Annotated in this window: 37 protein-coding genes and 1 tRNA gene; 10 read left to right on the top strand and 28 right to left on the bottom strand. The window is 62.8% G+C overall.

All coding sequences use genetic code 11. The features are described from left to right. The first annotated feature begins 152 nt into the window (after positions 1-152). Positions 153-356 (top strand): hypothetical protein, encoded by a 204-nt coding sequence (locus tag HDC35_RS03585; protein ID WP_184643687.1) that lies wholly within the window; start codon positions 153-155, stop codon positions 354-356. Here HDC35_RS03585 and HDC35_RS03580 read toward each other — a convergent pair. From HDC35_RS03580 to astD, 6 genes are all read right to left on the bottom strand, one after another. After that, a complete protein-coding gene (locus HDC35_RS03580; RefSeq protein ID WP_184643685.1) occupies positions 353-1159 on the bottom strand; it encodes a phosphoadenylyl-sulfate reductase in 807 nt (268 codons plus the stop codon). The genes HDC35_RS03585 and HDC35_RS03580 overlap by 4 nt on opposite strands. Beyond that, complete coding sequence (locus HDC35_RS03575; protein WP_184643683.1) at positions 1152-1598, bottom strand: DUF934 domain-containing protein; 447 nt, start codon at positions 1596-1598, stop codon at positions 1152-1154. Before HDC35_RS03575 ends, HDC35_RS03580 begins: the two co-directional genes overlap by 8 nt. After that, positions 1591-3222 carry a nitrite/sulfite reductase gene (locus HDC35_RS03570; protein WP_184643681.1) on the bottom strand — a complete coding sequence of 544 codons (1632 nt, stop codon included), beginning with the start codon at positions 3220-3222 and terminating at the stop codon, positions 1591-1593. The genes HDC35_RS03575 and HDC35_RS03570 overlap by 8 nt, the downstream gene beginning before the upstream one ends. Position 3223: 1 nt before the next feature. Next, positions 3224-3520 (bottom strand): DUF2849 domain-containing protein, encoded by a 297-nt coding sequence (locus HDC35_RS03565; RefSeq protein WP_184643679.1) that lies wholly within the window; start codon positions 3518-3520, stop codon positions 3224-3226. After that, a complete protein-coding gene (gene cobA / locus HDC35_RS03560) occupies positions 3517-4305 on the bottom strand; it encodes a uroporphyrinogen-III C-methyltransferase (protein WP_184643677.1) in 789 nt (262 codons plus the stop codon). The genes HDC35_RS03565 and cobA overlap by 4 nt, the downstream gene beginning before the upstream one ends. 163 nt (positions 4306-4468) lie before the next feature. After that, positions 4469-5914, bottom strand: coding sequence for a succinylglutamate-semialdehyde dehydrogenase (astD, locus tag HDC35_RS03555; protein ID WP_184643675.1), 1446 nt, complete (start codon positions 5912-5914; stop codon positions 4469-4471). Positions 5915-6069: 155 nt separating this feature from the next. On the opposite strand from astD, the gene HDC35_RS03550 reads away from it, so the two are divergent. From HDC35_RS03550 to HDC35_RS03535, 4 genes are all read left to right on the top strand, one after another. Further along, positions 6070-6963 carry an alpha/beta fold hydrolase gene (locus tag HDC35_RS03550; protein ID WP_184643673.1) on the top strand — a complete coding sequence of 298 codons (894 nt, stop codon included), beginning with the start codon at positions 6070-6072 and terminating at the stop codon, positions 6961-6963. Continuing rightward, on the top strand, positions 6960-8132 hold the full coding sequence (locus tag HDC35_RS03545) for a glycosyltransferase family 4 protein (RefSeq protein ID WP_311770706.1): 1173 nt from the start codon (positions 6960-6962) through the stop codon (positions 8130-8132). The genes HDC35_RS03550 and HDC35_RS03545 overlap by 4 nt, the downstream gene beginning before the upstream one ends. Positions 8133-8216: 84 nt before the next feature. Then, on the top strand, positions 8217-9620 hold the full coding sequence (locus HDC35_RS03540) for a nitronate monooxygenase (protein WP_184643671.1): 1404 nt from the start codon (positions 8217-8219) through the stop codon (positions 9618-9620). Between the two features lie 41 nt (positions 9621-9661). Then, positions 9662-9985, top strand: coding sequence for a hypothetical protein (locus tag HDC35_RS03535; RefSeq protein WP_184644008.1), 324 nt, complete (start codon positions 9662-9664; stop codon positions 9983-9985). A gap of 39 nt (positions 9986-10024) precedes the next feature. On the opposite strand, the gene HDC35_RS03530 is transcribed toward HDC35_RS03535, so the two are convergent. Further along, the gene (locus HDC35_RS03530; protein ID WP_184643669.1) at positions 10025-11023 is read right to left on the bottom strand and encodes a D-glycerate dehydrogenase; all 999 of its coding nucleotides are present in this window, start codon (positions 11021-11023) and stop codon (positions 10025-10027) included. A 126-nt stretch (positions 11024-11149) separates the two neighbouring features. Between HDC35_RS03530 and HDC35_RS03525 the strand changes: the two genes are divergently transcribed. Next, positions 11150-11608, top strand: coding sequence for an SH3 domain-containing protein (locus HDC35_RS03525; protein WP_184643667.1), 459 nt, complete (start codon positions 11150-11152; stop codon positions 11606-11608). Positions 11609-12136: 528 nt separating this feature from the next. On the opposite strand, the gene HDC35_RS03520 is transcribed toward HDC35_RS03525, so the two are convergent. Next, positions 12137-12604 (bottom strand): hypothetical protein, encoded by a 468-nt coding sequence (locus HDC35_RS03520; protein WP_184643665.1) that lies wholly within the window; start codon positions 12602-12604, stop codon positions 12137-12139. A gap of 195 nt (positions 12605-12799) precedes the next feature. Beyond that, positions 12800-13987, bottom strand: a complete 1188-nt coding sequence (locus HDC35_RS03515) for an acetyl-CoA C-acyltransferase (RefSeq protein WP_184643663.1) — start codon at positions 13985-13987, stop codon at positions 12800-12802. A gap of 158 nt (positions 13988-14145) precedes the next feature. Between HDC35_RS03515 and HDC35_RS03510 the strand changes: the two genes are divergently transcribed. The 3 genes from HDC35_RS03510 (at position 14146) to HDC35_RS19805 (ending at position 16939) form a co-directional block, all read left to right on the top strand. After that, positions 14146-15600 (top strand): coniferyl aldehyde dehydrogenase, encoded by a 1455-nt coding sequence (locus HDC35_RS03510; RefSeq protein ID WP_184643661.1) that lies wholly within the window; start codon positions 14146-14148, stop codon positions 15598-15600. 67 nt (positions 15601-15667) lie between these two features. Further along, positions 15668-15752 (top strand) — tRNA-Leu (locus HDC35_RS03505). A 17-nt stretch (positions 15753-15769) separates the two neighbouring features. Then, positions 15770-16939, top strand: coding sequence for a site-specific integrase (locus tag HDC35_RS19805; RefSeq protein ID WP_221438075.1), 1170 nt, complete (start codon positions 15770-15772; stop codon positions 16937-16939). Here the strand turns inward: HDC35_RS19805 and HDC35_RS03495 are convergent. From HDC35_RS03495 to HDC35_RS03405, 19 genes are all read right to left on the bottom strand, one after another. Then, positions 16911-17462, bottom strand: a complete 552-nt coding sequence (locus HDC35_RS03495; RefSeq protein WP_184643659.1) for an HNH endonuclease signature motif containing protein — start codon at positions 17460-17462, stop codon at positions 16911-16913. The two genes, HDC35_RS19805 and HDC35_RS03495, sit on opposite strands and share 29 nt — an antisense overlap. Before the next feature lie 146 nt (positions 17463-17608). Beyond that, the gene (locus HDC35_RS03490; RefSeq protein ID WP_184643657.1) at positions 17609-17881 is read right to left on the bottom strand and encodes an AlpA family transcriptional regulator; all 273 of its coding nucleotides are present in this window, start codon (positions 17879-17881) and stop codon (positions 17609-17611) included. Then, positions 17878-18186, bottom strand: coding sequence for a hypothetical protein (locus HDC35_RS03485; RefSeq protein WP_184643655.1), 309 nt, complete (start codon positions 18184-18186; stop codon positions 17878-17880). Before HDC35_RS03485 ends, HDC35_RS03490 begins: the two co-directional genes overlap by 4 nt. A gap of 237 nt (positions 18187-18423) precedes the next feature. After that, positions 18424-18753, bottom strand: coding sequence for a hypothetical protein (locus HDC35_RS03480; protein WP_184643653.1), 330 nt, complete (start codon positions 18751-18753; stop codon positions 18424-18426). Next, complete coding sequence (locus tag HDC35_RS03475; protein WP_184643651.1) at positions 18750-18968, bottom strand: hypothetical protein; 219 nt, start codon at positions 18966-18968, stop codon at positions 18750-18752. Before HDC35_RS03475 ends, HDC35_RS03480 begins: the two co-directional genes overlap by 4 nt. 89 nt (positions 18969-19057) lie before the next feature. Beyond that, the gene (locus HDC35_RS03470; protein WP_260397474.1) at positions 19058-19489 is read right to left on the bottom strand and encodes a hypothetical protein; all 432 of its coding nucleotides are present in this window, start codon (positions 19487-19489) and stop codon (positions 19058-19060) included. Further along, a complete protein-coding gene (locus HDC35_RS03465) occupies positions 19482-19742 on the bottom strand; it encodes a hypothetical protein (protein WP_184643649.1) in 261 nt (86 codons plus the stop codon). The genes HDC35_RS03470 and HDC35_RS03465 overlap by 8 nt, the downstream gene beginning before the upstream one ends. 113 nt (positions 19743-19855) lie before the next feature. Further along, positions 19856-20308 (bottom strand): single-stranded DNA-binding protein, encoded by a 453-nt coding sequence (ssb, locus tag HDC35_RS03460; RefSeq protein ID WP_184643647.1) that lies wholly within the window; start codon positions 20306-20308, stop codon positions 19856-19858. Continuing rightward, positions 20308-21159, bottom strand: coding sequence for an ERF family protein (locus tag HDC35_RS03455; protein ID WP_221438074.1), 852 nt, complete (start codon positions 21157-21159; stop codon positions 20308-20310). The genes ssb and HDC35_RS03455 overlap by 1 nt, the downstream gene beginning before the upstream one ends. After that, positions 21156-21398 (bottom strand): hypothetical protein, encoded by a 243-nt coding sequence (locus tag HDC35_RS03450; RefSeq protein ID WP_184643645.1) that lies wholly within the window; start codon positions 21396-21398, stop codon positions 21156-21158. Before HDC35_RS03450 ends, HDC35_RS03455 begins: the two co-directional genes overlap by 4 nt. Then, positions 21395-21556, bottom strand: coding sequence for a hypothetical protein (locus HDC35_RS03445; protein ID WP_184643643.1), 162 nt, complete (start codon positions 21554-21556; stop codon positions 21395-21397). Before HDC35_RS03445 ends, HDC35_RS03450 begins: the two co-directional genes overlap by 4 nt. Further along, positions 21534-21737 carry a hypothetical protein gene (locus tag HDC35_RS03440; RefSeq protein ID WP_184643641.1) on the bottom strand — a complete coding sequence of 68 codons (204 nt, stop codon included), beginning with the start codon at positions 21735-21737 and terminating at the stop codon, positions 21534-21536. The genes HDC35_RS03445 and HDC35_RS03440 overlap by 23 nt, the downstream gene beginning before the upstream one ends. Further along, positions 21734-22027 (bottom strand): hypothetical protein, encoded by a 294-nt coding sequence (locus HDC35_RS03435; RefSeq protein ID WP_184643639.1) that lies wholly within the window; start codon positions 22025-22027, stop codon positions 21734-21736. The genes HDC35_RS03440 and HDC35_RS03435 overlap by 4 nt, the downstream gene beginning before the upstream one ends. After that, a complete protein-coding gene (locus HDC35_RS03430) occupies positions 22024-22266 on the bottom strand; it encodes a hypothetical protein (protein ID WP_184643636.1) in 243 nt (80 codons plus the stop codon). Before HDC35_RS03430 ends, HDC35_RS03435 begins: the two co-directional genes overlap by 4 nt. Next, a complete protein-coding gene (locus HDC35_RS03425) occupies positions 22263-22505 on the bottom strand; it encodes a hypothetical protein (protein ID WP_184643634.1) in 243 nt (80 codons plus the stop codon). The genes HDC35_RS03430 and HDC35_RS03425 overlap by 4 nt, the downstream gene beginning before the upstream one ends. Then, positions 22502-22840: a hypothetical protein gene (locus HDC35_RS03420; RefSeq protein WP_184643632.1), complete on the bottom strand. Its 339-nt coding sequence runs from the start codon at positions 22838-22840 to the stop codon at positions 22502-22504. The genes HDC35_RS03425 and HDC35_RS03420 overlap by 4 nt, the downstream gene beginning before the upstream one ends. Then, positions 22837-23172 carry a hypothetical protein gene (locus HDC35_RS03415; protein ID WP_184643630.1) on the bottom strand — a complete coding sequence of 112 codons (336 nt, stop codon included), beginning with the start codon at positions 23170-23172 and terminating at the stop codon, positions 22837-22839. Before HDC35_RS03415 ends, HDC35_RS03420 begins: the two co-directional genes overlap by 4 nt. Positions 23173-23284: 112 nt before the next feature. Continuing rightward, positions 23285-23770, bottom strand: coding sequence for a hypothetical protein (locus tag HDC35_RS03410; protein ID WP_184643628.1), 486 nt, complete (start codon positions 23768-23770; stop codon positions 23285-23287). 138 nt (positions 23771-23908) lie between these two features. After that, positions 23909-24463 (bottom strand): helix-turn-helix domain-containing protein, encoded by a 555-nt coding sequence (locus tag HDC35_RS03405; protein ID WP_184643625.1) that lies wholly within the window; start codon positions 24461-24463, stop codon positions 23909-23911. Here HDC35_RS03405 and HDC35_RS03400 point away from each other — a divergent pair. Further along, positions 24462-24674 carry a helix-turn-helix transcriptional regulator gene (locus HDC35_RS03400; RefSeq protein ID WP_184643623.1) on the top strand — a complete coding sequence of 71 codons (213 nt, stop codon included), beginning with the start codon at positions 24462-24464 and terminating at the stop codon, positions 24672-24674. The two genes, HDC35_RS03405 and HDC35_RS03400, sit on opposite strands and share 2 nt — an antisense overlap. Positions 24675-24718 lie beyond the last annotated feature (44 nt).

Genomic DNA, 24718 nt, shown 5'->3' with positions numbered 1-24718 from the left:
GGGCATGATCGGATGGGGTTGGATGCTTGCGGCGACTCTGATTTTGCTCATCGTCATGAATTTTGCATTTGTGGGCCCGATCAAGGGTTATCGAGCGTCTGCTTGATGAAGAGCATGACTATTTCCGCTATATCGAGCGGGAAAGCGCAATCATGCGATTCCTCAATGGTGTCTATACGAAAGACACGCCGAACCATTGGCTCACCGACTATCTCGACAAGCATGTTGAGCTTGCGTTCGAAGATCCCATTCTGGACGACTTGGTCAACCGGTATCGAAAAACACGTGCCGCATGGTTCGGGGGCTTCGGCGTCTGGATTTGCGTCGCGGTTGGGCTCGCGTTTGCGTCGAGCTAGAAAGCCGGATCGTTCGCGGGATCTTCGCCGATCGGCGACACCACCGCTTCGTGGATACCGCATTCGGTCTTGTCCCAGCCGCGCCAGCGGCCCGAACGCGGGTCTTCGCCCGGTTGCACCTTCGAGGTGCAGGGCGAGCAGCCGATCGAGGGATAGCCTTGCGATTCCAGCGGGTGACGCGGCAGATCGTGCGCGGCGAAATAATCGTCGAGCATTTCGCGCGTCCAGTTGGCGAGCGGGTTGAACTTGAGGCGGCCGCTATTGCCGTCGAGCTCGAAGCGCGCGAGGCCCTGCCGTGTTGCGGATTGGAACCCCTTGCGGCCCGTGATCGACGTGTCGAAATCGGTCAGCGCCTTTTCGAGCGGCTTGACCTTGCGGATTTCGCAGCAGCCGTCGGGATCGTAAGACCAGCGCAGCTCGGTCGCGTCCTTTTGCGCGAGGTCTTCGGCATCGGGGGTCAGATTGACGATGTTGAGCCTCAGCTTCGCCGCCAGTTCGTCGCGATAGGACAGCGTTTCGGGGAAATGCTTTCCCGTGTCGAGGAACAGCACGGGCATGTCGGGCGCAGCCTGCGCCACGAGATGGAGCAATACCGCGCTCTCGGCGCCGAAGCTCGACACGATCGCGGTCTCGCCGAGCAGGCCGGCGCCGATCACGCTCGCGACCACCTCGGCCGCGTCCTGGCCGCGGAACAGATTGTTCAGACGGATGACGTCGGCCTGGGTGAAACGCGGTGCGACGTCGATGCGGTCGCGGGCGCGGTCTTCGCCGGCTTTGGGGAGCGAATGTTTCACGTCAGCCATGCCTTAATTTCCATATCGGCACCGCACCGTCGGCGGCGCCCTGATAATGTTCGGGCCAGCGCGTCAGCGCCGCCTCGACATCGGCGGGATTGAGCGCCTTTTCGGGCGCGAACGTGTCGAAGCCGCAGCGCTTCATATAAGCAATCTGATCGACCAGCACGTCGCCCTGCGCGCGCAGTTCCCCGGCATAGCCCGCCTCGCGCAGGATACGCGCCGACGAATAGCCGCGCCCGTCGCGAAACTTGGGAAAGGCGACCTCGATCAGCGCGAGCCGGTCGAGATGCGGGATCAGCGCGCGCGCGTCCTCGTCGGGTTCGAGCCGTACCGCGGTCGCGTTCGATTGCGACAGGAAAGCGTCGAGCGTGACGCAGGGTTCCTCGCCGTCGCTCTGCCGCCCTTCCGCTTGCGCAACGGACTGATTATCGGCGCGCTCAACCATAAATCGCTTCCTTGAAGGGGGCCATGCCGACGCGGCGGAAGGTATCGACGAAGCGCTCGCCCTCGGCGCGTGTCGCAAGATATTTGTCGGTGACGCGTTCGATCGCATCGACAATGCCGTCCTCGTCGAAGCCGGGGCCGGTAATCGTGCCGAGGCTGACGTCCTCTGCACCCGATCCGCCGAGCAGAAGCTGATAATTTTCGGTGCCTTTACGGTCGACGCCGAGGATGCCGATGTGCCCCGCGTGGTGATGCCCGCAGGCGTTGATGCACCCCGAAATCTTGAGCTTCAATTCGCCGAGTTCCTTCTGGCGCCCAAGGTCGGAAAAGCGCGCCGCGATCTTCTGCGCGACCGGGATCGAGCGCGCGTTGGCGAGGCTGCAATAATCGAGGCCGGGGCAGGCGATGATGTCGCTGATCAGGTCGAGGTTCGGCGTCGCGAGCCCCGCTTCGTCGAGCTTTTGCCAGATCGTATAGAGATCCGCCTTGCGGACGTGGGGGAGCACGATGTTCTGCGCGTGGGTGACGCGCAGCTCGTCGTGGCTGTATGTTTCGGCGAGGTCGGCCATCAGGTCGATCTGCGCCGACGAAGCATCGCCGGGGATGCCGCCGACGGGTTTCAGGCTGATGTTGACGATCGCATGGCCGGGCACCTTGTGCGCGGCGACATTCTGGTCGACCCAGACGGCAAAGTCGGGATCGCTGCGGTCGATTGCATCGGGCGCCGAAGCGTCGAGCGGCGGCGGTGCGAATTGCGCGGCGATGCGGTTGAATTCGGCCTTCGGCGGGTCGATGCCGAGCGACTTCACATGCGCGAACTCTTCCTCGACCTGGCGGCGATATTCGTCGGCGCCGAGCTCGTGGATCAGTATCTTGATCCGCGCCTTGTAGATATTGTCGCGGCGGCCATAGCGATTGTAGACGCGCAGGCACGCCTCGGCATAGCTCAGCATATCCTCGAGCGGCACGAAATCCTTGATCAGCGGCGCGATCATCGGGGTGCGGCCCATGCCGCCGCCGACGTAGAAAGCGGCGCCGTGAATGCCGTCCTTCTCGACAATCTGGATGCCGATATCGTGCAGGCGCATCGCGGCGCGATCCTCGTCGGCGGCGATCACGGCGATCTTGAACTTGCGCGGCAAATAGCTGAATTCAGGGTGAAAGCTCGACCATTGACGCAGCAATTCGGCCCACGGACGCGGATCGGTGATCTCGTCGGCGGCGGCGCCCGCCCACTGATCCGAGCTGATGTTGCGGATGCAATTGCCGCTTGTCTGGATCGCGTGCATCTCGACCGAAGCGAGATCCTGAAGGATCGCGGGCGCATCCTCCAGCTTGATCCAGTTATACTGGATATTCTGGCGCGTGGTGAAATGGCCGTAATCGCGGTCATATTTGCGCGCGATATGCGCCAGCATCCGCATCTGCCGGCTGTCGAGCGTGCCATAGGGCACCGCGACGCGCAGCATATAGGCGTGGAGCTGGAGATAGAGGCCGTTCATCAGCCGCAGCGGCTTGAACTGGTCCTCGGTGATCTCGCCCGCGAGGCGGCGTTTCACCTGGTCCGAAAATTCGGCGACGCGCGCCGCGACCATCGCATGATCATATTCGTCATATTTATACATGTCAGATCACCCAGTCGCCGGCCGTCGGATCGGCGGGTTTCAGTGTTAGGTCGGGGCGCACGGTCGGGCCGAGCGCGCGAATGCGGTCCTTGATGTGCGCGGGCCGCGGGCCTTCGGGGGTCTGCTCGCCTGCGATGATATAGGGGGCGTTGACGCGGCGCGCGCCTTCCTCGGCGGCAAGGATCGCTTCGCCCGCCTCGCCGACGTCGGCGGCGTCCTCGATATGGAGCGACCAGTCGGTGCCGGTCCACCAGGTGACAAATCCTGTTTTCAGGTCGTTGCCCGTGAGCAATTTCATGTGAAGTCCCTTATTTGAGCGGCAACGCCGCGGGCGCCGAGGCAGTCGAGCGCATCGGCGCGCGCCGCCACCTTGCCGACGATGATCAACGCGGGGCTCGCGACCTTTTCGCGTGCGACGAGGTCGCCAAGGTCGGTGAGCAGCGTGCGCAGGACGCGCGCATCTTTGGTGGTGCCGCGTTCAACAACCGCGACGGGCAGGCCCGGCGAAACACCGTCGGCGATCAACTTGTCGGCGATCGCGCTGGCGGTCGCGAGGCCCATGTAGATGACGAGCGTGCGGCCGTGGCCGGCAAGGCCCGACCAGTCCTGATCGGAGAGATCCTTGCACTGGCCCGCGACAAAGCTGACCGCGCTCGCATCTTCGCGGTGGGTGAGGGGGAGCCCGGCCTGCGCAGCGCAGCCCGCCGCGGCGGTGATGCCGGGGACGACCTCGCAAGGAACGCCCGCTTCGCGCGCGGCCTCGAGCTCTTCGCCCCCGCGCCCGAAGATGAACGGGTCGCCGCCCTTCAGCCGCACGACCTGCTTGCCGGTGAGCGTCTCGCGCACCAGCAATTCGTTGATCAGTTCCTGCTTCATCGTGTGGCGGCTGCGCTGCTTGGCAACGCTGATCCGTTCGACATGCGGCGGGATCAGCGCGAGCACGCCTTCGCCGACGAGCCCGTCATGGACGACAAGGTCGGCGCTCGCCAACAGTCGCGCCGCGCGCAGCGTCAGCAGGTCGGGGTCGCCGGGACCGGCGCCGACGAGCCAGAGCTTGCCCGAAGAAGAGGGAGGTTTTTCCATGCTGGTGAAGATGGTTCACGCGCCGGGAAAGCGCAAAGCAGGCTTTATTGACGGTGGTGAAGGTAAAATTGCCCCGACACGTCGTCACTCCGGACTTGATCCGGGGTCCATCCCTTCGCCGCTGAAATGGACCCCGGATCAAATCCGGGGTGACGAGGGTTTCTCAGAGATACTTCTTCGTCACCAGTTGCGATCCTTCGGGATCACGCAGCCCCACCCCGATCGAGGCGCGCATCGCATCGCTTTCCGAGCTTGCGACCGGGTAGGCGCAGTAATCGGCCGCATAGAAGGCACTCGGCCGGTGGTTGCCGGACAGGCCGATTCCGCCGAACGGCGCGGCGGACGAGGCGCCGTTGGTCGGCCGGTTCCAGTTGATCACCCCGGCGCGCGCGTTGGCCCAGAACTGGTCGTAAAGCTGGGGTGTCCCGCCGATCAGCGAGGCGGACAGGCCGAAGGCGGTATTGTTCGCTTCGGCGATCGCCGCCTCGAAACTGCCGACACGGATCACCTGGAGCAGCGGGCCGAACAATTCGATGTCGGGGCGCTCGGGCATGTCGGTGACGTCGATGATCCCAGGCGTCAGAAAGGGGCGCCCGGTAACGGGCCGCGTCATGTGGCGGATCACCTTGCCGCCGTTCGACATCAGGACCAGAAAGCTTTCGGTCAGGCCGTCTGCGGCCTCATTGTCGATCACGGGGCCCATATAGGGGGCCGGATCGGCATGTGGATGGTCGACGATCAGCCGGTTCGCAAGGTCGCGGATCTCGTCGATCAGCCGGTCGGCAAGGCTGTCCCTGACGATCAGCCGCCGCGCGTTGCTGCATCGTTGACCGGCGCTGAGGAACGCCGACTGGACGACGATGATCGCCGCGGTGCGGATGTCGGCGGTGTCCCACACGATAATCGGATTGTTGCCGCCCATTTCGAGCGCGAGCATCTTGCCGGGCTGACCGGCGAACTGGCGGTTGAGCGCAAGCCCGGTCCGCGCCGAACCGGTGAACAACAGCCCGTCGATGCCCTTGTGCCCCGCGAGCGCCTTGCCCGTGTCGGGCCCCCCAATGACGAGACGCAGCACTTCTTGCGGCACGCCCGCGCTATGGAAGAGTTCGACGAGCTTCGCGCCGACCGCCGGGGTCTTTTCCGACGGTTTGAAGATCACCGAATTGCCCGCGATCAAGGCTGGGACGATATGCCCGTTGGGAAGATGCGCCGGAAAATTATAGGGGCCGAGCACGGCGAGCGTGCCGTGCGGCTTGTGGCGCACCGCGTTGCGCAGCCCCATCGCCCCCTCGATCCGCCGGTTCGGGGTGCGCTCGGCATAGGCTTTGACCGAAATATCGACCTTGTTCGCGACCGATTCGACCTCGGTGCGCGCTTCCCATAGTGGCTTTCCGGTTTCACGCGCGATCAGGTCGGCGAATGGCTCGGCCTCGGCCTTGACCCGGTCGATGAAACGGCGCAGCGCCTCGACGCGGAAAGTGACGGGTTTGGACGCCCATTCGGGCCAGGCGCAGCGCGCGATCTCGACTTCGGCATCGACGTCGCTGACCGGACCGCGCCACAGCTCTTCGCCGGTCGCGGGTTCGAAGGAAATCAAGGGCTCGCTCATGGTCGCCCGCGTCTTATCGGTGAAAGCGGGCAGGGGCAACCTGCGCTGCGAACATGCGACGGATCGCTTGCACCGCGCCTCAGGGTTCGCGATAGAATGGGGACGAGCCCGGCGCGCCGGGACGGACAGGCCTTGACGCAAGGGGACGTGCCATATTGGCGAAACAGGAAAGCCGCCGCGAATGGTCGGACCATTATTGGTGGTCGCCCGACGGTGTCCGGCTGCATGCGCGTGTTTATGCGGGCCCCGAAGCGGCCGGGCAAGCGCCACCGATCCTGTGCATGCCGGGACTTGCGCGAAACGCGCGCGATTTCGAGCTGCTGGCCCCGCACCTTGCCCAATATCGCCGGGTGATCGTGATCGAGTTTCGCGGCCGTGGAGAGAGCGCCTTTGCCAAGGATCCGATGACCTATGTCCCGCTGACCTATGTGCAGGATGTCGTGGCGCTGCTCGACGAAATGGGCATCGACCGTTTCGCGACGATCGGGACATCGCTCGGCGGGCTGGTCTCGATGCTGATGGCCGCGACATTGCCGGGGCGGCTTGTCGGAGCGGTGTTGAACGACGTCGGTCCCGAACTGGAGGCTGCGGGGCTGGAACGGATCCGCGATTACATCGGTGCGGGGGGCAGCCAGCCGACGTGGATGCACGCCGCGCGGGCCTTCTCCGAACTCAATGCCGCCATTTATCCGGACTATGGAATCCACGACTGGCTGCGGCTCACCAAGCGGACGCACCGGCTGACTGCCGAGGGGCGGATCGTCACAGACTATGACAAGCAGATCGCGGCGCCGCTTCGCGTGCCGAACGGCGGCGACGCGGGCGTCGACCTGTGGCCGGCCTATCGTGCGCTGGGCGATGTTCCGTTGCTGATCCTGCGCGGCGCCTTGTCGGACATACTCGCGCGGGTCGCGGGTGAGAAAATGGTGGCTGAATTGACGCACGCGCGGCTCGTCGAAGTGCCCGGCGTCGGCCATGCGCCGACAATGGACGAGCCCGAAGCCCGCGCGGCGATCGACGCGTGGGTGGCGGAGCTTCCGCAAGCGTGAGTTCCGCCGCGCCCGATACGCCTTGGCCGATCCGCATCCTGCACCTCCATTCGAGCTTTTCGCTCGGCGGCAAGGAATCGCGCGCGGCTCGGTTGATGAACCTGATGGGGGGTCGCGCGCGTCACACGATCCTCTCGGCCATGCCCGAGGCGCTGGGTGCCCGCGATGCCATCGACCCTGCCATTGCCGTCGATTTTCCGAAGGATGCGCCGCCACTGCACGGCAAGCCGTCGCTTGACCGCTATCGGATGCTGGCGCGATACATGGGCGGCTTCGACTTGGTGCTCAGCTATAACTGGGGCGCAATGGACGGGGTGATGGCGCATCGTATCTTTTCGCGCCGGCATCGACTGCCGCCGCTGATCCATCATGAGGATGGCTTCAACGAGGACGAGAGCATCCGTCGCAACTGGAAACGCAACCTTTTCCGGCGGGTGGCGCTGCGCACGGCGCAATCGGTCGTCGTGCCTTCGACGCTGCTGGAGCGGATCGCGGCGGAGGAGTGGGGCGCGGGCGACCTCGTGCAGATGGTCCGCAACGGCATCGATACGGCGGCCTATCGTCACGGTCCGGCGCTCCCGATCCCCGGGCTGGAGCGTCGGAAAGGCGATGTCGTCATCGGCACGGTGGCTGGATTGCGCAAGGTGAAGAATCTGACCCGGCTGGTGGCGCTTGCGGCGCATCTGGTCCCGCAGGCACGGTTGGTGATCGTCGGCGAGGGGCCCGAACGGGCTGCGATTGCCGCCGAAGCCGTCGTCTGCGGATGGGACAATCGTTTTCTGATGGCTGGATTCATGCCCGATCCGCACCGGTGGATCGGGAATATCGACATATTGGCGCTCACGTCGCTGAGCGAACAGGCGCCCATCGCGGTGATCGAGGCTATGGCAGCCGGTCTGCCCGTAGTCAGCCTGGATGTCGGGGACGTTGCCGCGATGGTCGCGCCCGAAAATCTCCCGTTCATTGCAAAAGACGAGACGGCGTTTCGCAATTCATTGAAGCGGCTGGCATCGGACGCCGCGCTCCGTCGCACGATCGGCGCGGCCAACCGGCGCGCCGCGGCGGCACGGTTCGACGAATCCGATATGGTCGGCGCCTATGAAAAGCTCTATGCTCGCGCCCTTCAAGGCTATGGGCCGTTCAGCGGCAATTGGGTCGGCTTCGATTGACAAGCGGGGCCAATTTCCGCTTACGCAAGCGGCAATGGGGGCCGGTCCGCTATCGCGGACGGGCGGAGAGAGAGAAGGTTTAGAGTGTTCAAAGGTTTGAAGCCCATCCTTTATGGCGGGCGTGAAGTCTGGCCGCTGGTCGAAGGCGGCAAGGGCGTGTCGGCGACCAACCATATGTCGAGCGGCGCGTGGGCCGCGGCAGGCGGCATCGGCACCGTGTCGGCGGTCAATGCCGACAGCTATGACGCCGAAGGCAAGATCATTCCGCAAATCTATCGTGCGCTGACGCGCAAGGAGCGGCACGAGGAATTGATCCAGTACGGGATCGAGGGCGCGGTCGCGCAGGTCGAGCGCGCGCATGAGGTGTCGGGCGGCAAGGGCGCGATCAACATCAACGTTCTCTGGGAAATGGGCGGCGCGCAGCAAATCCTCGAAGGCGTGCTCGAACGGACCAAGGGTCTTGTCGCCGGGGTAACCTGCGGCGCGGGCATGCCCTACAAGTTGAGCGAAATCGCTGCGCGGCACAATGTCCTGTACCTGCCGATCATCAGTTCGGCGCGCGCCTTCCGTGCCTTGTGGAAGCGCGCCTACAGCAAGGTTCCCCACCTGCTCGGCGCGGTAGTGTATGAAGACCCCTGGCTCGCCGGCGGCCATAACGGCCTGTCGAACGCCGAAGATCCGCTGGTGCCGCAAGATCCCTATCCGCGCGTCGCCGCGGTGCGCGAAACGATGCGCGCCGAGGGGATCGCGGACGACGTGCCGATCGTGATGGCGGGCGGCGTCTGGTATCTGCGCGATTGGGAAAACTGGATCGACAATCCCGAACTCGGCCAGATCGCTTTCCAATATGGCACGCGTCCGCTGCTCACCGAGGAAAGCCCGATCCCGCAACAATGGAAGGATCGTCTCCGCACGCTCGACGACGGCGACGTGCTGCTCCATCGCTTTTCGCCGACGGGTTTCTATTCCAGCGCGGTGCGCAATCCGTTCCTCCGCGATCTCGAGGCGCGTTCGGAACGCCAGATTCCCTATTCGAAGCAGGAAGCGGGCGACCATATCGTCCAGCTCGACGTCGGGGTGAAGGGCAAGAATTTCTGGGTCACTCCGCACGACCGCGCGCGCGCGCGCGACTGGTTCGCCGAAGGTTATACCGAAGCGCTCAAGACCCCCGACAACACGGTGGTGTTCGTGACCGAGGCCGACAAGGCGATGATCCGCAAGGACCAGACCGATTGCATGGGCTGCTTGTCGCATTGCGGTTTTTCGTCGTGGAAGGACCATGACGATTACACCACCGGCTATCTGGCCGATCCGCGCAGCTTCTGTATCCAGAAAACGCTGCAGGACATCGCGCATGGCGGCGACGTCGAACAGAATCTGATGTTCGCGGGCCACGCCGCGTTCAACTTCAAGACCGATCCCTTTTATTCGAACAATTTCACCCCAACGGTGAAGCAGCTGGTCGACCGGATCCTGACGGGAGACTGACGAGCGCTTCGCCGTCGCAGAAGCGGACTGGACGTGGTTGCATGAAGCGCATCTGGCGAATGGTGGCGGTCGCGGTGACGTTGGCGCTCGGCCCGCTCGGGTCGGGCGGCGCGCACGCGGAAACACCCGCCGAGCGGGCGTGGCGAAATTATGAGCTTCTTCGCAGCGGCTCGAGGAAGCCAAGCGACCTCAGCGACGCCGAGCGGCGCGAACTGGCGGCGCTTTTGCAAATGATGCGTGAAGGCCGGAGCGCCGACCGGCGCACGCCGCGGCAACGCTGCATCGACGAAGAGGTCGAGCGCGAAGGCGGAAATCCGAGCGACCTGGCGATGCGGGCGATCGACCTCAAATGCAGCCAGCGCTAAGCCCCGAACCGGGGGACGAATTGTGGCCGGACGGCGCGGTCAGGCCCATCCTTCCAGCACCTGATCAGGCGGCCGGTGGCCGTCGCACCAGGCGCGTATATTGGCGATAACCTTTTCGCCCGACGCCTCGCGTCCCTCGATCGTTGCCGATCCCAGATGCGGCAGCAGCACGACATTGTCGAGCGCGAGCAGCGCGGGGTCGACCGCGGGCTCGTGCGTATAGACGTCGAGCCCGGCGCCCGCGATGCGGCCGGTCTGGAGCGCCGCGACCAGCGCCTTTTCGTCGATGATCTCGCCGCGCGCGGTGTTGATCAGATAGGCAGTCGGCTTCATCGCGCTTATCCGGGCGGCGTTGACCATCTCGTGCGTCTCGGCGGTGTGCGGGCAATGGATGGTCACGACGTCGCTGATGCGCAGCAGCGTATCGACGCTGGCATGATAGCTTGCGCCGAGCTCCTCCTCGATCGCCGCCGGCAAGCGCCGCCGGTTGTGATAATGGATCGACAGGCCGAACGCGCGCGCGCGGTGCGCGACCGCCAGTCCGATGCGCCCCATGCCGATGATGCCGAGCAACTTCCCGCCGACGCGGTGGCCCAGCATCGCGCTCGGCGCCCAGCCGGCCCATTGGCCCGAGCGCATAAGTTTCTCGCCCTCCGCCAGCCGGCGCGGTACGCTGAGGATCAGCGCCATCGTCATGTCGGCGGTGTCCTCGGTGAACACCCCCGGCGTGTTCGACACCATGATGCCCTTGGCGCGCGCGGCGGCGAGGTCGATATGGTCGACGCCCGCCCCGAAATTGGCAATCAGTTTCAGGCGCTCGCCCGCTGCCGCGATCACGTCCGCGTCGATCTCGTCGGTCACGGTGGGTACAAACACATCGCAGTCGGCAACGGCGGCCTTCAATTCGTCGCGCGTGAAGGCATGGTCGTGCGCCGACAGCGCGACATCGAAGAGTTCGGCCATGCGCGCTTCGACATGCGGCATCAGCTGACGGGTGACGATGACGCGGGGACGCTTGGGGCGGGAGGAATCTGGCATGGCCGTCGATAGAGCGCGGCGCGGCGCGGCGGTCAAGAGCGCGGGCAAGGAAAAGGCTGGGGATGAACGCAGCCTTTTGCGCGGTGAGCGGTTGAAATGCCGATATGAGTTTGACAAGGCAATGCGATGACCAGCCGCCAGATATTAGCCGCCGCCGCGCTGATGGCCACCGTGGGACCGGCCACCGCGCAATCCGACGTCGAACTGCCTTATTGGGCGTCGATCAGCGTCGATAAGGCGCGGATGCGCAAGGGGCCGTCGCCCGACGTCCCGGTGATGTGGGAGTATCGACGAAAGGACTTGCCGGTAAAGGTAATCGCGCGCCACGAAAACTGGCGCAAGGTCGAGGACCCTGACGGGACGCAAGGCTGGATGGCGGCGCGGCTGCTCAGTCGCACGCGTACCGCGATCGTGACTGGCGAAATCCGTCCGATGCGCGAGGATGCGAGCGTTTCGGCGGCGGTCGCCTATCGCGCCGAACCCGGCGTCGTCGGCCGGATCAGCGATTGCAAGAACGGCTGGTGCCTCTTCGCCGTAAACGGTCGCAAGGGCTGGATCCAGACCGATCATATTTGGGGCGATTGACGGCGGGGGACCGACGACGGCAACGAGCGTTGCAGACATAATGTCCTCCCTGTGGCGAAGTCAGGGGGAGGACGTTTCTTTGCTTGTCACCCCCGACTTGATCCGGGGTCCATAACCGCCAGCGCCGCTGTGGGGCCTGGATCAAGTTCGCGATGACGAATGTCTGGAATCCACCCCACGTCCGCTCTCCGCGAGGCAAAAAAACGCTGTCCTACATTATCCGGCTGTGCCAGCCTTCATCGTGGCTCTTTCTCTATGTAGGCAAAAGCGCGCGTTTCCGGGTTTATGGATGCGCGCACGAACGGGGCGCGGCATGTCAGCAGAGCGCGACAAATGGCGGCTGCACAAGGCTGACTTTTCCTGACCTTTGAAATAACCGCGCCGCCGCCCGGCCAACCGGATTACGGAATCGACCCTCCATAACCGAAGGCGGCAATTTCGGCTTCCTGCGCTATCCCGAAGCCGTCATCCACCACCGCAATAAAAGGGCCGGACGATCGCTCGTCCGGCCCTCCCTGTCTTGAACGGTTAGCGCCACCGGAAGTGGTTGCGGTAAACCCGCACGACCTTGCCGCTTCGCATATTGACGAGCAACAGGTCGTTATAGTGGCGGACATAGGTCAGGTTGCGACCCGCCCGCGGAACGCCCCAGCGGCTGTCCCAGGCCGGACGATAGGCCGGGGTATAATAGTTCGAACGGAGCGTCGCGCCGACGCGGAACTGCTGGTAGCGGAAGGGCGCCCGATAATTCTGGTAGCGCGTGTCGCGGCGCCAGTCGCGCTTGCTGTCGCGCAGGTCACGCTTGGCGTCGCGATACTCGCGGCGCTCTTCGCGAACGTCGCTACGGTCTCCGTAGCGCACGGCGTCGCGATATTCGCGGCGTTCCTCGCGAACGTCCCGGCGGTCTTCGCGGATATCGCGGGTCTGTGCCTGCGCGACGGCCGGAACCATCATCGCGGCGATCAGGCCGGCGGTGAGAAATTTGATCTTCTTCATTATGCCATTCCTTTCAATCCGTCAGGGGGGAGGGGGGATCTGCCCGATGACGGATGACGGGATAGGCGATTCGATTTGAACGGATGCGGAATGCGCCGTTTATTTTCAGGCCATTAGTGTCGCAAATTGTCGCGGCGGAACGACGAAAGGGCGCCGTCTTGCGACGACGCCCCGGAACCTTCGCGGGAGAAGAAATCAGGCCAGTTCGATGGCGACCGCGGTGGCTTCGCCGCCGCCGATGCACAGGCTCGCGATGCCCCGCGTCTTGCCATGACGTTGCAGCGCGGCGATCAGCGTCGTGATGATCCGCGTGCCGCTCGCGCCGATCGGGTGGCCGAGCGCGGTCGCGCCCCCGTGGACGTTGATCTTTTCGTGCGGGATGCCGAGGTCGTGCATCGCGAACATCGCGACGCAGGCAAAGGCTTCATTGACTTCGAACAGGTCGACGTCGCCGATCGACCAGCCGGTCTTGGCGAGCAGCTTGTTGATCGCGCCGACGGGGGCGACGGTGAAGTCCTTGGGCTCCTGCGCGTGCGCGGCATGCGCGACGAGCCGCGCGACGGGCTTTGCGCCCCTCGCTTCGGCGACCGACTGGCGCGTCAGCACGACTGCCGCGGCGCCGTCGGAAATCGAGCTGCTGGTCGCGGCCGTAATCGTGCCGTCCTTGGCAAAGGCGGGGCGCAGCGTCGGAATCTTGTCGGGCATCGCCTTACTTGGCGCCTCGTCGGTGTCGACGACGACATCGCCCTTGCGGCCCGCGATCGTCACCGGCGCGATTTCGGCGGCGAAAGCGCCGTCGGTGATCGCCGCCTTGGCGCGGCTGAGCGATTCGAGGGTATAATCGTCCATCGACTGACGACTGAGCTGATAGGCATCGGCGGTATCCTGCGCGAAGGTGCCCATCGCGCGGCCCGCGTCATAGGCGTCCTCCAGCCCGTCGAGGAACATATGGTCGTACGCCGTGTCGTGGCCGATCCGCGCGCCCGAACGATGCTTCTTGAGCAGGTAAGGCGCGTTGGTCATCGACTCCATGCCGCCCGCGACGATCAGGTCGACGCTGCCCGCGGCGAGCGCTTCGGCGCCCATGATCACCGTCTGCATGCCCGAACCGCAGACCTTGTTCACCGTCGTCGCCTGCACCGACTTGGGCAGGCCGGCCTTGATCGCCGCTTGCCGCGCCGGCGCCTGGCCCAGCCCGGCGGGAAGGACGCAGCCCATATAGATGCGCTCGATGTCGTCGCCCGCGACGCCCGCGCGCTCGACCGCCGCCTTGACTGCCGTCGCGCCGAGGTCGGTCGCGCTCGCGTCCGACAGGCTGCCCTGCATGCTGCCCATCGGGGTGCGCGCATAGGAGAGGAAGACGACGGGATCGGTGGCGGTCATGGCGAGAGACTCCGTAAGGGAAAACTGGTCGGCGGCCCGATTAGCGGCTTTGCTGCAATTGCGAAAGGGGTCGGGCAAAGATGGGGAGAGCGTTTCAACTTGCAACCGGCCTTGCGACATGATCAAACACCGCCGCTAAGCATTAGGGGAGACGGGTCATGGCCACCGCGATCAAGCAGGATCTAGCCGGCGAAACGGCGCGCATGCACGAAGTGCTGGCTGCACAAAAGGCGAGCTTCACCGCTGCGATGCCCGAAAGCCTCGCCGTCCGCACTGACCGCATCGACCGCGCGATCGCGCTGCTCGTCGATAATGCCGAGGATTTTGCCAAGGCGGTGAGTGAGGATTTCGGCCATCGCAGCCGCGAACAGACGCTGATGACCGACATCATGCCCTCGGTCAGCGCGCTCAAGCATGCTAAGAAACATATGGCGAGCTGGGCGAAGGGTGAGAAGCGGAGGCCCACTTTTCCGCTTGGGCTGCTCGGTGCCAAGGCCGAGGTCGTCTATCAACCGAAGGGCGTCGTCGGCGTTGTCGCGCCGTGGAATTTCCCGGTTGGCATGGTATTCGTGCCGATGGCGGGCATCCTTGCGGCGGGCAACCGCGCGATGGTGAAGCCCAGCGAATTCACCGAACATGTGTCGGCGCTGATGGCGCGGCTGGTCCCAGATTATTTCGACGAGAGCGAAATGGCGATGTTCACCGGCGATGCCGAGGTCGGGATTGCTTTTTCCAAGCTCGCCTTCGACCATATGATCTTCACGGGTGCGACGAGCGTGGGTCGGCATATCATGCGCGCCGCCGCCGACAATCTGGTCCCCGTCACGCTCGAACTCGGCGGCAAGTCGCCGACCTTTATCGGACGCAGCGCGAACAAGGATCTCGTCGGCCAACGCGTCGCGCTCGGCAAGATGATGAACGCCGGGCAGATCTGCCTCGCGCCCGATTACCTGCTCGTCGCCGAGGATCAGGAGGGCGAGGTGATCGACAGCGTGACCAAGGGCGCGGCGGCGCTCTATCCGACCCTGCTCGCGAACGACGATTATACATCGGTCGTCAACGGGCGGAACTACGACCGGCTCCAATCCTACCTTGCCGACGCGCGCGACAAGGGTGCCGACGTGATCGAGGTCAATCCGGGGAACGAAGATTTCGCAAGCGCCAACGGGCACAAGATGCCGCTCCACATCGTGCGCAACCCGACCGACGACATGAAGGTGATGCAGGAGGAAATCTTCGGCCCTATCCTGCCGGTCAAGACTTACAGGAGCATCGACGATGCGATCGACTATGTGAACGCGAACGACCGCCCGCTCGGCCTCTATTATTTCGGGCAGGACAAGAGCGAGGAGGAGCGCGTGCTGACGCGCACCATTTCGGGCGGCGTCACGGTCAACGACGTGCTGTTCCACAATGCAATGGAGGACTTGCCCTTCGGCGGGGTCGGGCCGTCGGGCATGGGAAATTACCACGGCATCGACGGATTCCGCACGTTCAGCCATGCGCGCGCCCTTTATCGCCAGCCGAAACTCGACGTTGCCGGATTGGCGGGCTTCAAGCCGCCCTATGGCAAGACGACCGCGAAAACGTTGGCGAAAGAGTTGAAGAAATAGCTTGGCAAGATATGGCGCTTCGCCCTAGGGGAAGCGCCGCGCTTTCCGGCGCGCCAAGCTGTCTTGGGCCCCTGTGGTGAAATTGGTAGACGCGCTCGACTCAAAATCGAGTTCCGCAAGGAGTGCTGGTTCGAGTCCGGCCAGGGGCACCATAAAAAACTAGGTTTCGGTGCATATCCTTAGCCTTTCCGCCGATTATTGCCATATTTCCTGCCGTAATGCAAGCGAAACAATCGCAGAACATTGCATAAACCTTGCGGAAACGCGCACCGACATTTACGGCAAGCCCTCCGACACGATTACGGCAGCGGGGGATTCGGTGGCCAGCATCCGGCAACGCGGGAAAAAGTGGCATGTCGAGGTGTACCGACTCGGAGTGCGCAAGGGCAAGTCCTTCGACACGAAGCGCGCTGCGGCTCAGTGGGCGGTCGTCACCGAAGCCGATATTACGGCAAGGCACGAGCGTGGCGAATATGACACGACCGGACCCGGCGTCCGCACGGTGCGCGACATGCTTGATCGCTACCTTGAGGAGGTGACGCCGACAAAGCGCGGGGTGCGCAACGAGACTGCCAGAATGCGGGCGTTCATGCGCGATCCGATCGCTGGCGTCTCTCTGGCCAGCATTGCCGCCCCCGATATCGCGGCTTGGCGCGACCGCCGCCTGGAAGCCGTCAGCCCCGCGTCGGTTGCCCGCGACATGAATTTGATGGTGAGCGTTTTCACCCGCGCGGTGAAGGAATGGCACTGGCTGACTGCCAACCCCTGTTCCGGTGTCCAGCGGCCCAAAGACTCCCCGCCGCGCGAAAGGCGTATTAGCGAAGGCGAGATTGCCGCCATATGCCATGCCTGCGGTTTCGATCCTGCGGGCACGCACAAGGCTGTGACGAAGCCGCAGCGGGTGGCGGTGGCGTTCCTGTTTGCTATCGAGACGGCCATGCGCGCTGGCGAGATATGCGGGCTGACCAGCCGCGACGTGTCCGGCAGCGTTGCGCGGCTCGACATGACGAAGAACGGTTACGGCAGAGATGTTCCGCTGTCTCCGAGGGCGCTTCAATTGCTGGCGCGCCTTCCCGAAACCGACGGCCCATTGTTCGACATCACCGCCGCCTCTCTGGATGCCCTGTTCCGCAAATACCGCGACAAGGCGATGGTGACGGGGCTGCATTTTCACGACACGCGGCATGAGGCCATCTCGCGGCTGGCACTCAAGATCGACGTTCTCGACCTTGCTCGCATGACCGGACACCGTGATATTCGCATGTTGATGCGATACTTCCACAGGAGCGCCGCCGAAGTTGCCGATCAGCTTAGATCGAAGAGCCACGAGCGGTCCTAAAGCCGTATTGAGAATTGGCCGAGAGCCTTGCCGCCACGGCCTCGTCTCTACTGCCATACATGCCCAAATGTATCCGCTTTCCATTCACGTATATGTAGGCGAACCACCGCCCATCGCGCTTGCTTTGCATAACCCCCGCAAACCCGCTGGAATTAGCTGGTGACAGCGAGAGATTGCGCATGTTCTCACGATGAGGGACATCGCGCAGATTGGTTATTCGGTTATCGAACCGGACGCCGTTGATGTGGTCAATGGTTTGCAGGGGCCAATGCCCATGGTGGACTGCCCAAATCACGCGGTGAGCAAGATACTTGCGACCCCAGATGGCCCCAGCGCGATACCCGCCAGAAGCAGACTGCGTAAACGCCTGTTGTCCAGCAAAGCGGGAATTCCAGCCTTTAGCATGGCTATCTGATTTGAAAAGTTCTGGCGGCCTTTCAATCCAATACAGCTTGCCCGTCTCCGGCTCATATCGGAGCAATTGACGAAGCATATCGACGGGAATATTGCCATGGTCAGTCATAAAGCTACTTCCTTTAGCTTTGCGATTAGAAGGGGCGCGATGCTCCAACATTGCGCCCTTTCGCTTTACCTCAATTCCCTTCGGAACGCTACAATTATGGGGCTGGATTCGCGAAGCGCGGCCGACGTTGCAGGGCAGCTGTAAGGTCACTTGCCGATGGCCCAGGCGCGTATCTCGCTCGCTCGCCATCGGGGCTGACCTGGTCGATCAACGACGCTCGGAAAGCCCGGTGTCGCGCGGCGCTGATAGAATGTCGTCTGACTAATGCCGAGATGCTCCCGAACCTGCGCGGCGCTCCACAGTTCGTCGGGCGCTTCCGGTTCGGCCTGTTGTGGCACGACAAGCCCGCGTTGGACAAGATGGTCGGCAAGGGCGCTCGCCAGCTCGCCAACGTCGATGTTGAGTGTGATCGCGTTCATCCCGCCCCCCTATCAGAATAAAGGGATAGGGCTTTGCGGGCGCGGCGGATCAATGCATTCGCAGCCACAGTCTTGCTACTATACGTTTTGCCTGGCCAGTCGCCGTATGGTAGACGCTCAAGCACGGCCACAGCCTCCCGCAACGCCTCTACCAGTTCGGCATTGGTGTTGGTGCGGGCGAGGAACACATCAAGGCCCGCCGCGACATCGGCTATATCACCGGGAAACATCTCTGGCAGTTCGATGTTGCGGAATGCGTGGTCGAGAAACGCCACCGCATCAGCTTGCGTCACCTTATCGGTCATGTCGGCCTCCCCAGCGTTCGCACTGTCTCTTTGCTTCCTTCACGAATCTGGCAATCAGCCTTGGCGCCACCCCTTCGGGGCCGGGCCGTCGTGAACCAAGCCCGTTCCGGTCTTGGCCCTTCGGGCTTCCGTCCCTTGTCGGGTAGAACACCCCGTCCAGCCAATATCCGTTGCCGGTCATCTTCACGACGCCGGGGATCTCGGGTAGCCGCTCTATGGCGGTCCAGTTGCGGGACATCATCGCGCCACCCCCTTCCTACGCTCTCTATCCATCTGCCTCTTGTGGCGCATGGCTTCGGCGTCGGGGCGGTAACTTTCGATCAGAGCCGCTTGTTCGTTGCGTTCAGCGTCGAGCGAGTTCGCAAGCAGCGTCAGGCGGCTCACCTCCTCCCTCGCCGCATCACGGTCGGTGATGGCCTTCTTGTATTTGGCGGAGAGCCGGTCACGATCTGCTTCGATAGCCTCGAAAGCATCCTCGCGAAGCACAAGTTGACTTTCCAACCCGCGCACGATCCGCTCATGCTCCCTGACTGTCATGAGGCCGAGGGCTTTTAAGAGGCGGGTCATGCGGGTTGCTCCTTGGATTGTTCGTAGGCTTCCCGGCGCGCTCGAATACGGCGGGCAAGTCGATACATTTTCGCCGCGAGGTAGCGGGCCTGCCATTCGGTGAGGTTGCGGTCGCCAGCATGTCCTTCAAGGCAAACGTGGCGCTCGGTTTCCGTGATGACGATACCTTGGTTGCCGGTCGTCAAACCGTGACGCTCGCGGATTCCGTCGTCCATCTCTCTAATCCCTCCCCGCGAGCGCCAAATTGGGGGCATATCGTGCGACGCTCGCGGGCGTTATGTGCCTGCACGGTGGCGGTTGATAACTATGCGGCCCGCTGCCCTTCGGCAGTGAGCGTGGTCGGTTCGATCCCGGTCCACTTCGACCAGATCGAAATGCAGTTGTTCAGATAGTCGGCGCGGTCGGCCTCGTTCATCGCGCGGTTGCTGGTGCTGTGGCGCTTGCGGTGAACCTCGCCAGACGGCAGCCTCACCTCGTCGAACATCCCCAGCTTGTCCCGCATGATGTCGTGCAGGTCGTCGTCGGTCAGCGTCATGTTGTGCATGTCGTTCAGGATCGGCGTCACGATGGACACCAGCACCCAATAGAGCGACCGCCGCCGCTGGTTCGCCTTGCCGCCAGTCAGCACGGCTTTGACGGTGCCGTTGATCTCGCGCATGGCTTCCTCTGCCGCGCGGTTGGCGGGTCGAAGCATACCCAGGTGCGTCTCAAAGTAGAGCGGGGCGCGGTCAGCCATGCTTGTTCTCCCAAGCCACGCGCCCCGGCCAGAGGCGCCAGTATTCAGCGGCCATCATCTCAGCGCGTCCTTGCCCGCCGAGAATATGCTGCTCGAACCACGGCCACCCCTTGCGATGCTGTAGGGCGTGGCAGGTTTCGGAAAGCGGGATGCACCAGCGATCCGCGACCTTGGATGCCGTCCCCTTGGCGTCTCGCGTCCCCTTGGCGGCATAATCGACGTGAGCGGACTCCATGCGTCCGCCGCAATCCATATGACCTCCCTGACAGGCGCAAGGGCGGCCACGAAGCCACTGGCGGAAACTGTCAGCGACTTTCCAAGCGGGGCGCGGGGCTTTGGTGACGCGGGGGCGAATATCGACGCGCATTAGAAGGGCGGCCCATCTGAATCGATGTCGTCAGCAGGCGGTGACCAGTCAGTGCCCTGCCCGTTCTGGTTGCGGTGGCGAGTGTCGGACCCGCCGCCAGGCGAGGTGTCCAGCATCGTCAGCTTGCCGTCATGGCCAGCGACGACAATCTCGGTTGAGTAGCGGTCATTGCCGCTCTGGTCCTGCCATTTACGGGTGCGGAGCGAGCCCTGGATGAGCACCTTGCTGCCCTTGCAGACATAGCGTTCGACTACCCCAATCAGCCCATCGCCGTTGATGACCACGTTATGCCACTCGGTGCGCTCCTTGCGCTCGCCGGTCTGACGGTCTTTCCAGCTTTCGGACGTGGCGATCCGCAGATTGGCAATCTGGCCGCCGTTCTGGAACGACTTGATTTCGGGATCGGCGCCCAGATTGCCGACCAGCGTCACCTGATTAAAACTGCCCGCCATCAATTCACTCCCTGAGAAAAGTCGCGCTTCATGCGCCGGACGATTTGGCCAAGTCCCTCAAAGGCCATGCCGCCCTCGTCCTTGCCGCCGTGCCACCACGAAGGCAGAACGGTTTTGAGCTGTTCGATAAGCGCCGAATTGTCGTTGAGAACGATGTCCAGCGTGTCCATGTCGCCGCTGGCCTCAACGTCCTGCCAAAGCACCTTGGCCTTGGTTTTCAGGTCAGTCTTGTTGCGCGCCGGACCCTGCGGGAACGGGGCATCGCGGGCGGTCTCGTGGACAATCTTTTTCATCCCGGCCTTGTTGCCGTCATCGTCCTCGCCAGTTGTGGTAATGTTCAGCAAGGCGAAGGCCGTGTAACGCTTGCCGTAGCTCGTGGATGATCCGACAGCCTGCACGGCGTTCTTGCTACCGCTGGTGTCGGTTGGGAGGGAAAGGGTGGTTTCCTCCCGATGCCCGCTGCGGTGCGCAAGAATGCCAGTCACGATGATCTCACCATCGGCGCGTGACACGCGGAAGCTGAGCGAGAATCCATGCTCGGCCAGCGTCGGGCGGATCGCCTCGTTCACGTCCTCCCAAAGCGCATAGGTCGATTGGATCGTGCCGTCGCGCCCCTTGATGCCGCCGCGCTCGTCGATAATTGGCAGATTTGGTTGCATTTCTGCCAGCGCAGAGTAGTATTGCGTCTGTGCATCGCGACCTTGGACACGCTCTTGCATGGCAATCAGGCGCTCCATCTTGTCGATGTCAACGCTCGGATCGCGCGCCGCCTGAGCTATCACGTCCATAAGGCTGGCAGAGTAGTTGGCGACGGCGGTTTCGGCCGCCTCGACTTTTTGAACGGCAGTCATAGTTTGGCACTCCAGAAAATGTGATGAGAGATCGCCACGGAAGCAACGACGGAAGCCAGCAGGGCGCAGCGAAAGAAGAAGGTGACAGCCCGCGCGTCGGGTTCCGGGTCCGCCTGGACATGCTCGGCGAAGGAAAGGATTTGCATCTCGGGCAGGGCATCGCTGAGGCTGGCTACATTGAATGCCTCTTGTGCGTCGCGGTAGATTAGGCGAGCGTGGCGGGTGTGGATGTGGGTCATGCCGACGCCTCCTTGATCGCATCGACAATTGCGCTGCCGACAAGGCAAAGCCATCCTGCGACGGAAAGCGCGAGCCATTCCGTTTCAGTGTTGTCACCAAAAATCGCAACCCCGAACAGAATGGCGGCGAAGAACCTAAGCACGGTCATCCTCCCCATATTTCTCCGCCATGAGCGCATCCCACTCATCGGCGGTCATCGAAGCGATCCTGTCGCTGTCCACAGGGATGCAGCGGCGTGTGATGATCTCTGGAACGTCCCAGCGGTCAGCCAGCGGGGCGTCGTCCATGACGCTGGCAATGCAGCGGGTGAACTGACGAACGGATGAGAGGCCGGTCATGCGACCATCTCCCCGGCTTCGATCAGCCGTTCACGGACCCATGCGAGGCGTTTGGGGCATTCGTGCTGGGATTGCCGCGCAAATCGATTATGATAATCTCCGCTGCCAAAAGGGTAGCGATTGGGGAACAGGTGGACGACCTCGCTAACAAGGCGACGATCCCCGTAGATGGCAGCGTTTCCGCACAGGCCGTATCCGCGGTTGAACGGCTCGAACTGCGGCGCTCCATTGGTCGCCCATTCATACCAAGCCTTGAGAAAGGCGATCAGGTCGGGGGACAGGGCGGTCACTTGCGTTGCTCCTGACGAGCGGAGCGCAGAGCGTTGCGAACGGCTTGTCGCGTCCCGGCTTGAATGATCGGGATAAGACCGTGCGGTTCCTTTCGCTCCCGAAAGAGCGAGAAGTATCCAGTGCGTCCATGGGCGGCGTTGCCCCGCCATGCGTTGATGACAAAGCCCGCGCGCTCATATTCGCGATGGAATGTTGGCTGCCACGGATCGGCAATACGGCGCATGTGTGAGGCGTTCACGACACAGCCTCCAATGCTTCCGCCAGCATCACAGCAAGCGCGGTGGTATCGTCCACAGGTGCGTCAAAGGCGCTTTCGCAAGCCCAGCAGTCGTAACCGCGGACAACCACGGTGTTACCGCAGAGGATGCAGCCGTCAGGGCCAGCGATGCCGCTATGGGCAACGCCTTTCGAGAGACCGGCAAGCTGGTCAGCCTTGAACGCGCGCATATTGGCGTTGTGGTTTAGGATGGCGTTCACTGTGCCCCTCCCGTTGCTTTGGTGATGGCAGCGCGCAGATCATCGTAGCCTTCCATCGATAGATCGGCGTCGCCCTCGTCGGCCGCCTTGATCAGCTTCAATGCTGCGGCGTGATAATCAGGAGCCGCCGCTATCAGGCGGGCGTTGGCGCGGTCATTGTCAGTAATGAGCAGGTCCGGCGAACTGCCGCGCACTTCGCAGATAAGCTGCAACTCAGGACCGACGGGTTTGTCCGTCTCGATGGGGATGAACGGGCAGCCGTCGAACTCGTCGTCGTCGCAAACGGTCCACGGCCCCGGCGTTGCTTCGTTGGTGATGGGACGGTGAGCGGTCATGCGACCAGCTCCTCGACGACCTTTTTCAGCTTCCACGAGTTCGCGAGATTTTCCGCCATGCGCGCTTGCATGGCTTTCGCGAGTTCAATGGGAGCGGCCTTCGCCAGTTCGGTCGCGGCGTCGATAAACGCAGCCTTGTTCTTGACCAGTTCGGCGCGAAGGTCGGGGATGACTTCGGTTGCGATGAAGTCGGCAACTTCCTTGCGGACGGCCTCGGGGACTTCCCACTGAAACTGCCGCTTGACGCCATCAAGGAGGGCGTCGCGCACGGCAGCACGAACGGACTCACGGTTCTCGTCGAGAACGGTCGTAAAGAAATCTGCGTCGATCATGTTCTTCCCCATGGCCGCGTCGTGCGGCTGTCTGAGGGGATAGTGCATTAGATGCACATAGCTGTCAACATGAAAAGTGCATCATGTGCACATTATTTTTTCGTCTGCCGAATCAGTCCGGTAGATATTTCACGACCACCATTGAGGTGGTCGTTTCCACGACGGCTGCTGACCAGCCGGACCCATAAGCCTGTCCGTTGGCGCTAGCGGAGCAGTAATACCCGAAACAGGAGCCCGTTGCGTTCGTGTTCGAGTTGACTTGCCCCCCGCTCACGGTTCCGGTTTGCTTGCTATCGCGATTCAGGATGATGACCCCATCACCGCCAGCCTCCTGTACGAGCTTGGCGATCTTCCGCGACCCGACCGCGTCACCGCTCAACCAATGGTTGTCCCGGTTGTCCTTTATGACGCCTAGAACCTGATGGCGACGAGGCGGCGAACCAGTAGTCCAGTAGTCGATGCCATGCTTTGAGGTGCGCGTCCCGCCATCACCTTGCAATATGATGGGCTCGCGAGTTTCGAGCGGTTCGTATTTGGTCTTGGCGAATGCTGGAGTAGCCACCAGTGCCGCGGCGAACAAGATACCCAGTCGTTTCATTGCCCCTCCTTACCCCAAATAAATTCAGGTCTAACATATTTTAACTTAGGCCGCCTAGCCTTCCCACAGGGGACCAAATTAGGGGAGGGGCTATGCTTACTTGTTCCAGAAACTGCGCGCAATGCGATCCCGAGTGCCTTATGCTGATTGCGCGGGCGAAAGCGTATAATCGTCAATTGCGTTCGCAATGGTCAGCTCGACCGCCTTCCGAAAGCCCGGATCATCTTCCATGGATGGCTGAGTTGCGACGAGTTGCAGCCCTTTCGTTACGGCACGGACAAGTAATTGAAAATCGTCTGGCGGAACGTCGGCTGCCGTCAAGGGGCGCAATCCGGTTTCCAAAACCAACCTGACCGTCTCTTCTGACGGGCGCCAGCGCGATCCTGGCTTAGAGATCGGGACGCCAGCGCGATATAATACCTCTTCTGGTGTCGCACCCAAAAGCTCGGCAACCTTGTCCGCCTTATAGGCGTCGAGCATGACCTTGCCATTGACAACCTTGTTCACCACCGAACGCTCGATACCCATTGCGTCAGCAAGGTTTTGATCGGTGACTTTGCGGTCAGCCTTCCTGTCTTTGAACCATCGGACATCCATGCCCCAATAGTGCGACAGGTGCACAACGTTGTCGTGCGCATAGAATGCACATATTTCGCTTGACGAATGTGCATTAGATGCACATGATGCAGCCATGAGCACGCCGCTTCAATCCTATATGGAACGAGAGAGGGTCAGCGACGCGGAGTTCGCGGCGATGATCGGAAAAGACCGCACTTTGGTCAACCGCCTGCGCCGAGGCGTCGTCAAACCGACGCTGGAGGTCGCGGCCGAGATCGAAGCCAAAACCGGCGGCGGGGTGCCGATGCAGTCGTGGCTTTCGCAGCCCCAATCCACGGCAGCATAGCCATGAACGCGGGGGAGCAACCGCGCGGGGGTCACTTGCTCGCC

Origin of the sequence: Sphingopyxis sp. JAI128, from assembly GCF_014207235.1 — a bacterium.
Taxonomy (GTDB): Bacteria; Pseudomonadota; Alphaproteobacteria; order Sphingomonadales; family Sphingomonadaceae; genus Sphingopyxis.
Note: the sequence above shows the minus strand (reverse complement) of the source record. Positions and strands in the feature narration are given on the sequence as shown.

Coding starts and splice junctions, on each gene's coding strand:
- cobA (WP_184643677.1), bottom strand. CDS start 4,305: ATGGAAAAACCTCCCTCTTCTTCGGGCAAGCTCTGGCTCGTCGGCGCC.
- HDC35_RS03520 (WP_184643665.1), bottom strand. CDS start 12,604: ATGAAGAAGATCAAATTTCTCACCGCCGGCCTGATCGCCGCGATGATG.
- HDC35_RS03535 (WP_184644008.1), top strand. CDS start 9,662: ATGAAGCGCATCTGGCGAATGGTGGCGGTCGCGGTGACGTTGGCGCTC.
- HDC35_RS03495 (WP_184643659.1), bottom strand. CDS start 17,462: ATGACTGACCATGGCAATATTCCCGTCGATATGCTTCGTCAATTGCTC.
- HDC35_RS03470 (WP_260397474.1), bottom strand. CDS start 19,489: ATGGCTGACCGCGCCCCGCTCTACTTTGAGACGCACCTGGGTATGCTT.
- HDC35_RS03575 (WP_184643683.1), bottom strand. CDS start 1,598: ATGGTTGAGCGCGCCGATAATCAGTCCGTTGCGCAAGCGGAAGGGCGG.
- HDC35_RS03420 (WP_184643632.1), bottom strand. CDS start 22,840: ATGACCGCTCACCGTCCCATCACCAACGAAGCAACGCCGGGGCCGTGG.
- HDC35_RS03530 (WP_184643669.1), bottom strand. CDS start 11,023: ATGCCAGATTCCTCCCGCCCCAAGCGTCCCCGCGTCATCGTCACCCGT.
- HDC35_RS03440 (WP_184643641.1), bottom strand. CDS start 21,737: ATGACCGGCCTCTCATCCGTTCGTCAGTTCACCCGCTGCATTGCCAGC.
- HDC35_RS03450 (WP_184643645.1), bottom strand. CDS start 21,398: ATGACCCACATCCACACCCGCCACGCTCGCCTAATCTACCGCGACGCA.
- HDC35_RS03580 (WP_184643685.1), bottom strand. CDS start 1,159: ATGGCTGACGTGAAACATTCGCTCCCCAAAGCCGGCGAAGACCGCGCC.
- HDC35_RS03405 (WP_184643625.1), bottom strand. CDS start 24,463: ATGGCTGCATCATGTGCATCTAATGCACATTCGTCAAGCGAAATATGT.
- HDC35_RS03480 (WP_184643653.1), bottom strand. CDS start 18,753: ATGACCCGCCTCTTAAAAGCCCTCGGCCTCATGACAGTCAGGGAGCAT.
- HDC35_RS03465 (WP_184643649.1), bottom strand. CDS start 19,742: ATGGATTGCGGCGGACGCATGGAGTCCGCTCACGTCGATTATGCCGCC.
- HDC35_RS03400 (WP_184643623.1), top strand. CDS start 24,462: ATGAGCACGCCGCTTCAATCCTATATGGAACGAGAGAGGGTCAGCGAC.
- ssb (WP_184643647.1), bottom strand. CDS start 20,308: ATGGCGGGCAGTTTTAATCAGGTGACGCTGGTCGGCAATCTGGGCGCC.
- HDC35_RS03525 (WP_184643667.1), top strand. CDS start 11,150: ATGACCAGCCGCCAGATATTAGCCGCCGCCGCGCTGATGGCCACCGTG.
- HDC35_RS03490 (WP_184643657.1), bottom strand. CDS start 17,881: ATGAACGCGATCACACTCAACATCGACGTTGGCGAGCTGGCGAGCGCC.
- HDC35_RS03585 (WP_184643687.1), top strand. CDS start 153: ATGCGATTCCTCAATGGTGTCTATACGAAAGACACGCCGAACCATTGG.
- HDC35_RS03565 (WP_184643679.1), bottom strand. CDS start 3,520: ATGAAATTGCTCACGGGCAACGACCTGAAAACAGGATTTGTCACCTGG.
- HDC35_RS03410 (WP_184643628.1), bottom strand. CDS start 23,770: ATGAAACGACTGGGTATCTTGTTCGCCGCGGCACTGGTGGCTACTCCA.
- HDC35_RS03445 (WP_184643643.1), bottom strand. CDS start 21,556: ATGGGGAGGATGACCGTGCTTAGGTTCTTCGCCGCCATTCTGTTCGGG.
- HDC35_RS03475 (WP_184643651.1), bottom strand. CDS start 18,968: ATGGACGACGGAATCCGCGAGCGTCACGGTTTGACGACCGGCAACCAA.
- HDC35_RS03485 (WP_184643655.1), bottom strand. CDS start 18,186: ATGACCGATAAGGTGACGCAAGCTGATGCGGTGGCGTTTCTCGACCAC.
- astD (WP_184643675.1), bottom strand. CDS start 5,914: ATGAGCGAGCCCTTGATTTCCTTCGAACCCGCGACCGGCGAAGAGCTG.
- HDC35_RS03515 (WP_184643663.1), bottom strand. CDS start 13,987: ATGACCGCCACCGATCCCGTCGTCTTCCTCTCCTATGCGCGCACCCCG.
- HDC35_RS03455 (WP_221438074.1), bottom strand. CDS start 21,159: ATGACTGCCGTTCAAAAAGTCGAGGCGGCCGAAACCGCCGTCGCCAAC.
- HDC35_RS03570 (WP_184643681.1), bottom strand. CDS start 3,222: ATGTATAAATATGACGAATATGATCATGCGATGGTCGCGGCGCGCGTC.
- HDC35_RS03415 (WP_184643630.1), bottom strand. CDS start 23,172: ATGATCGACGCAGATTTCTTTACGACCGTTCTCGACGAGAACCGTGAG.
- HDC35_RS03510 (WP_184643661.1), top strand. CDS start 14,146: ATGGCCACCGCGATCAAGCAGGATCTAGCCGGCGAAACGGCGCGCATG.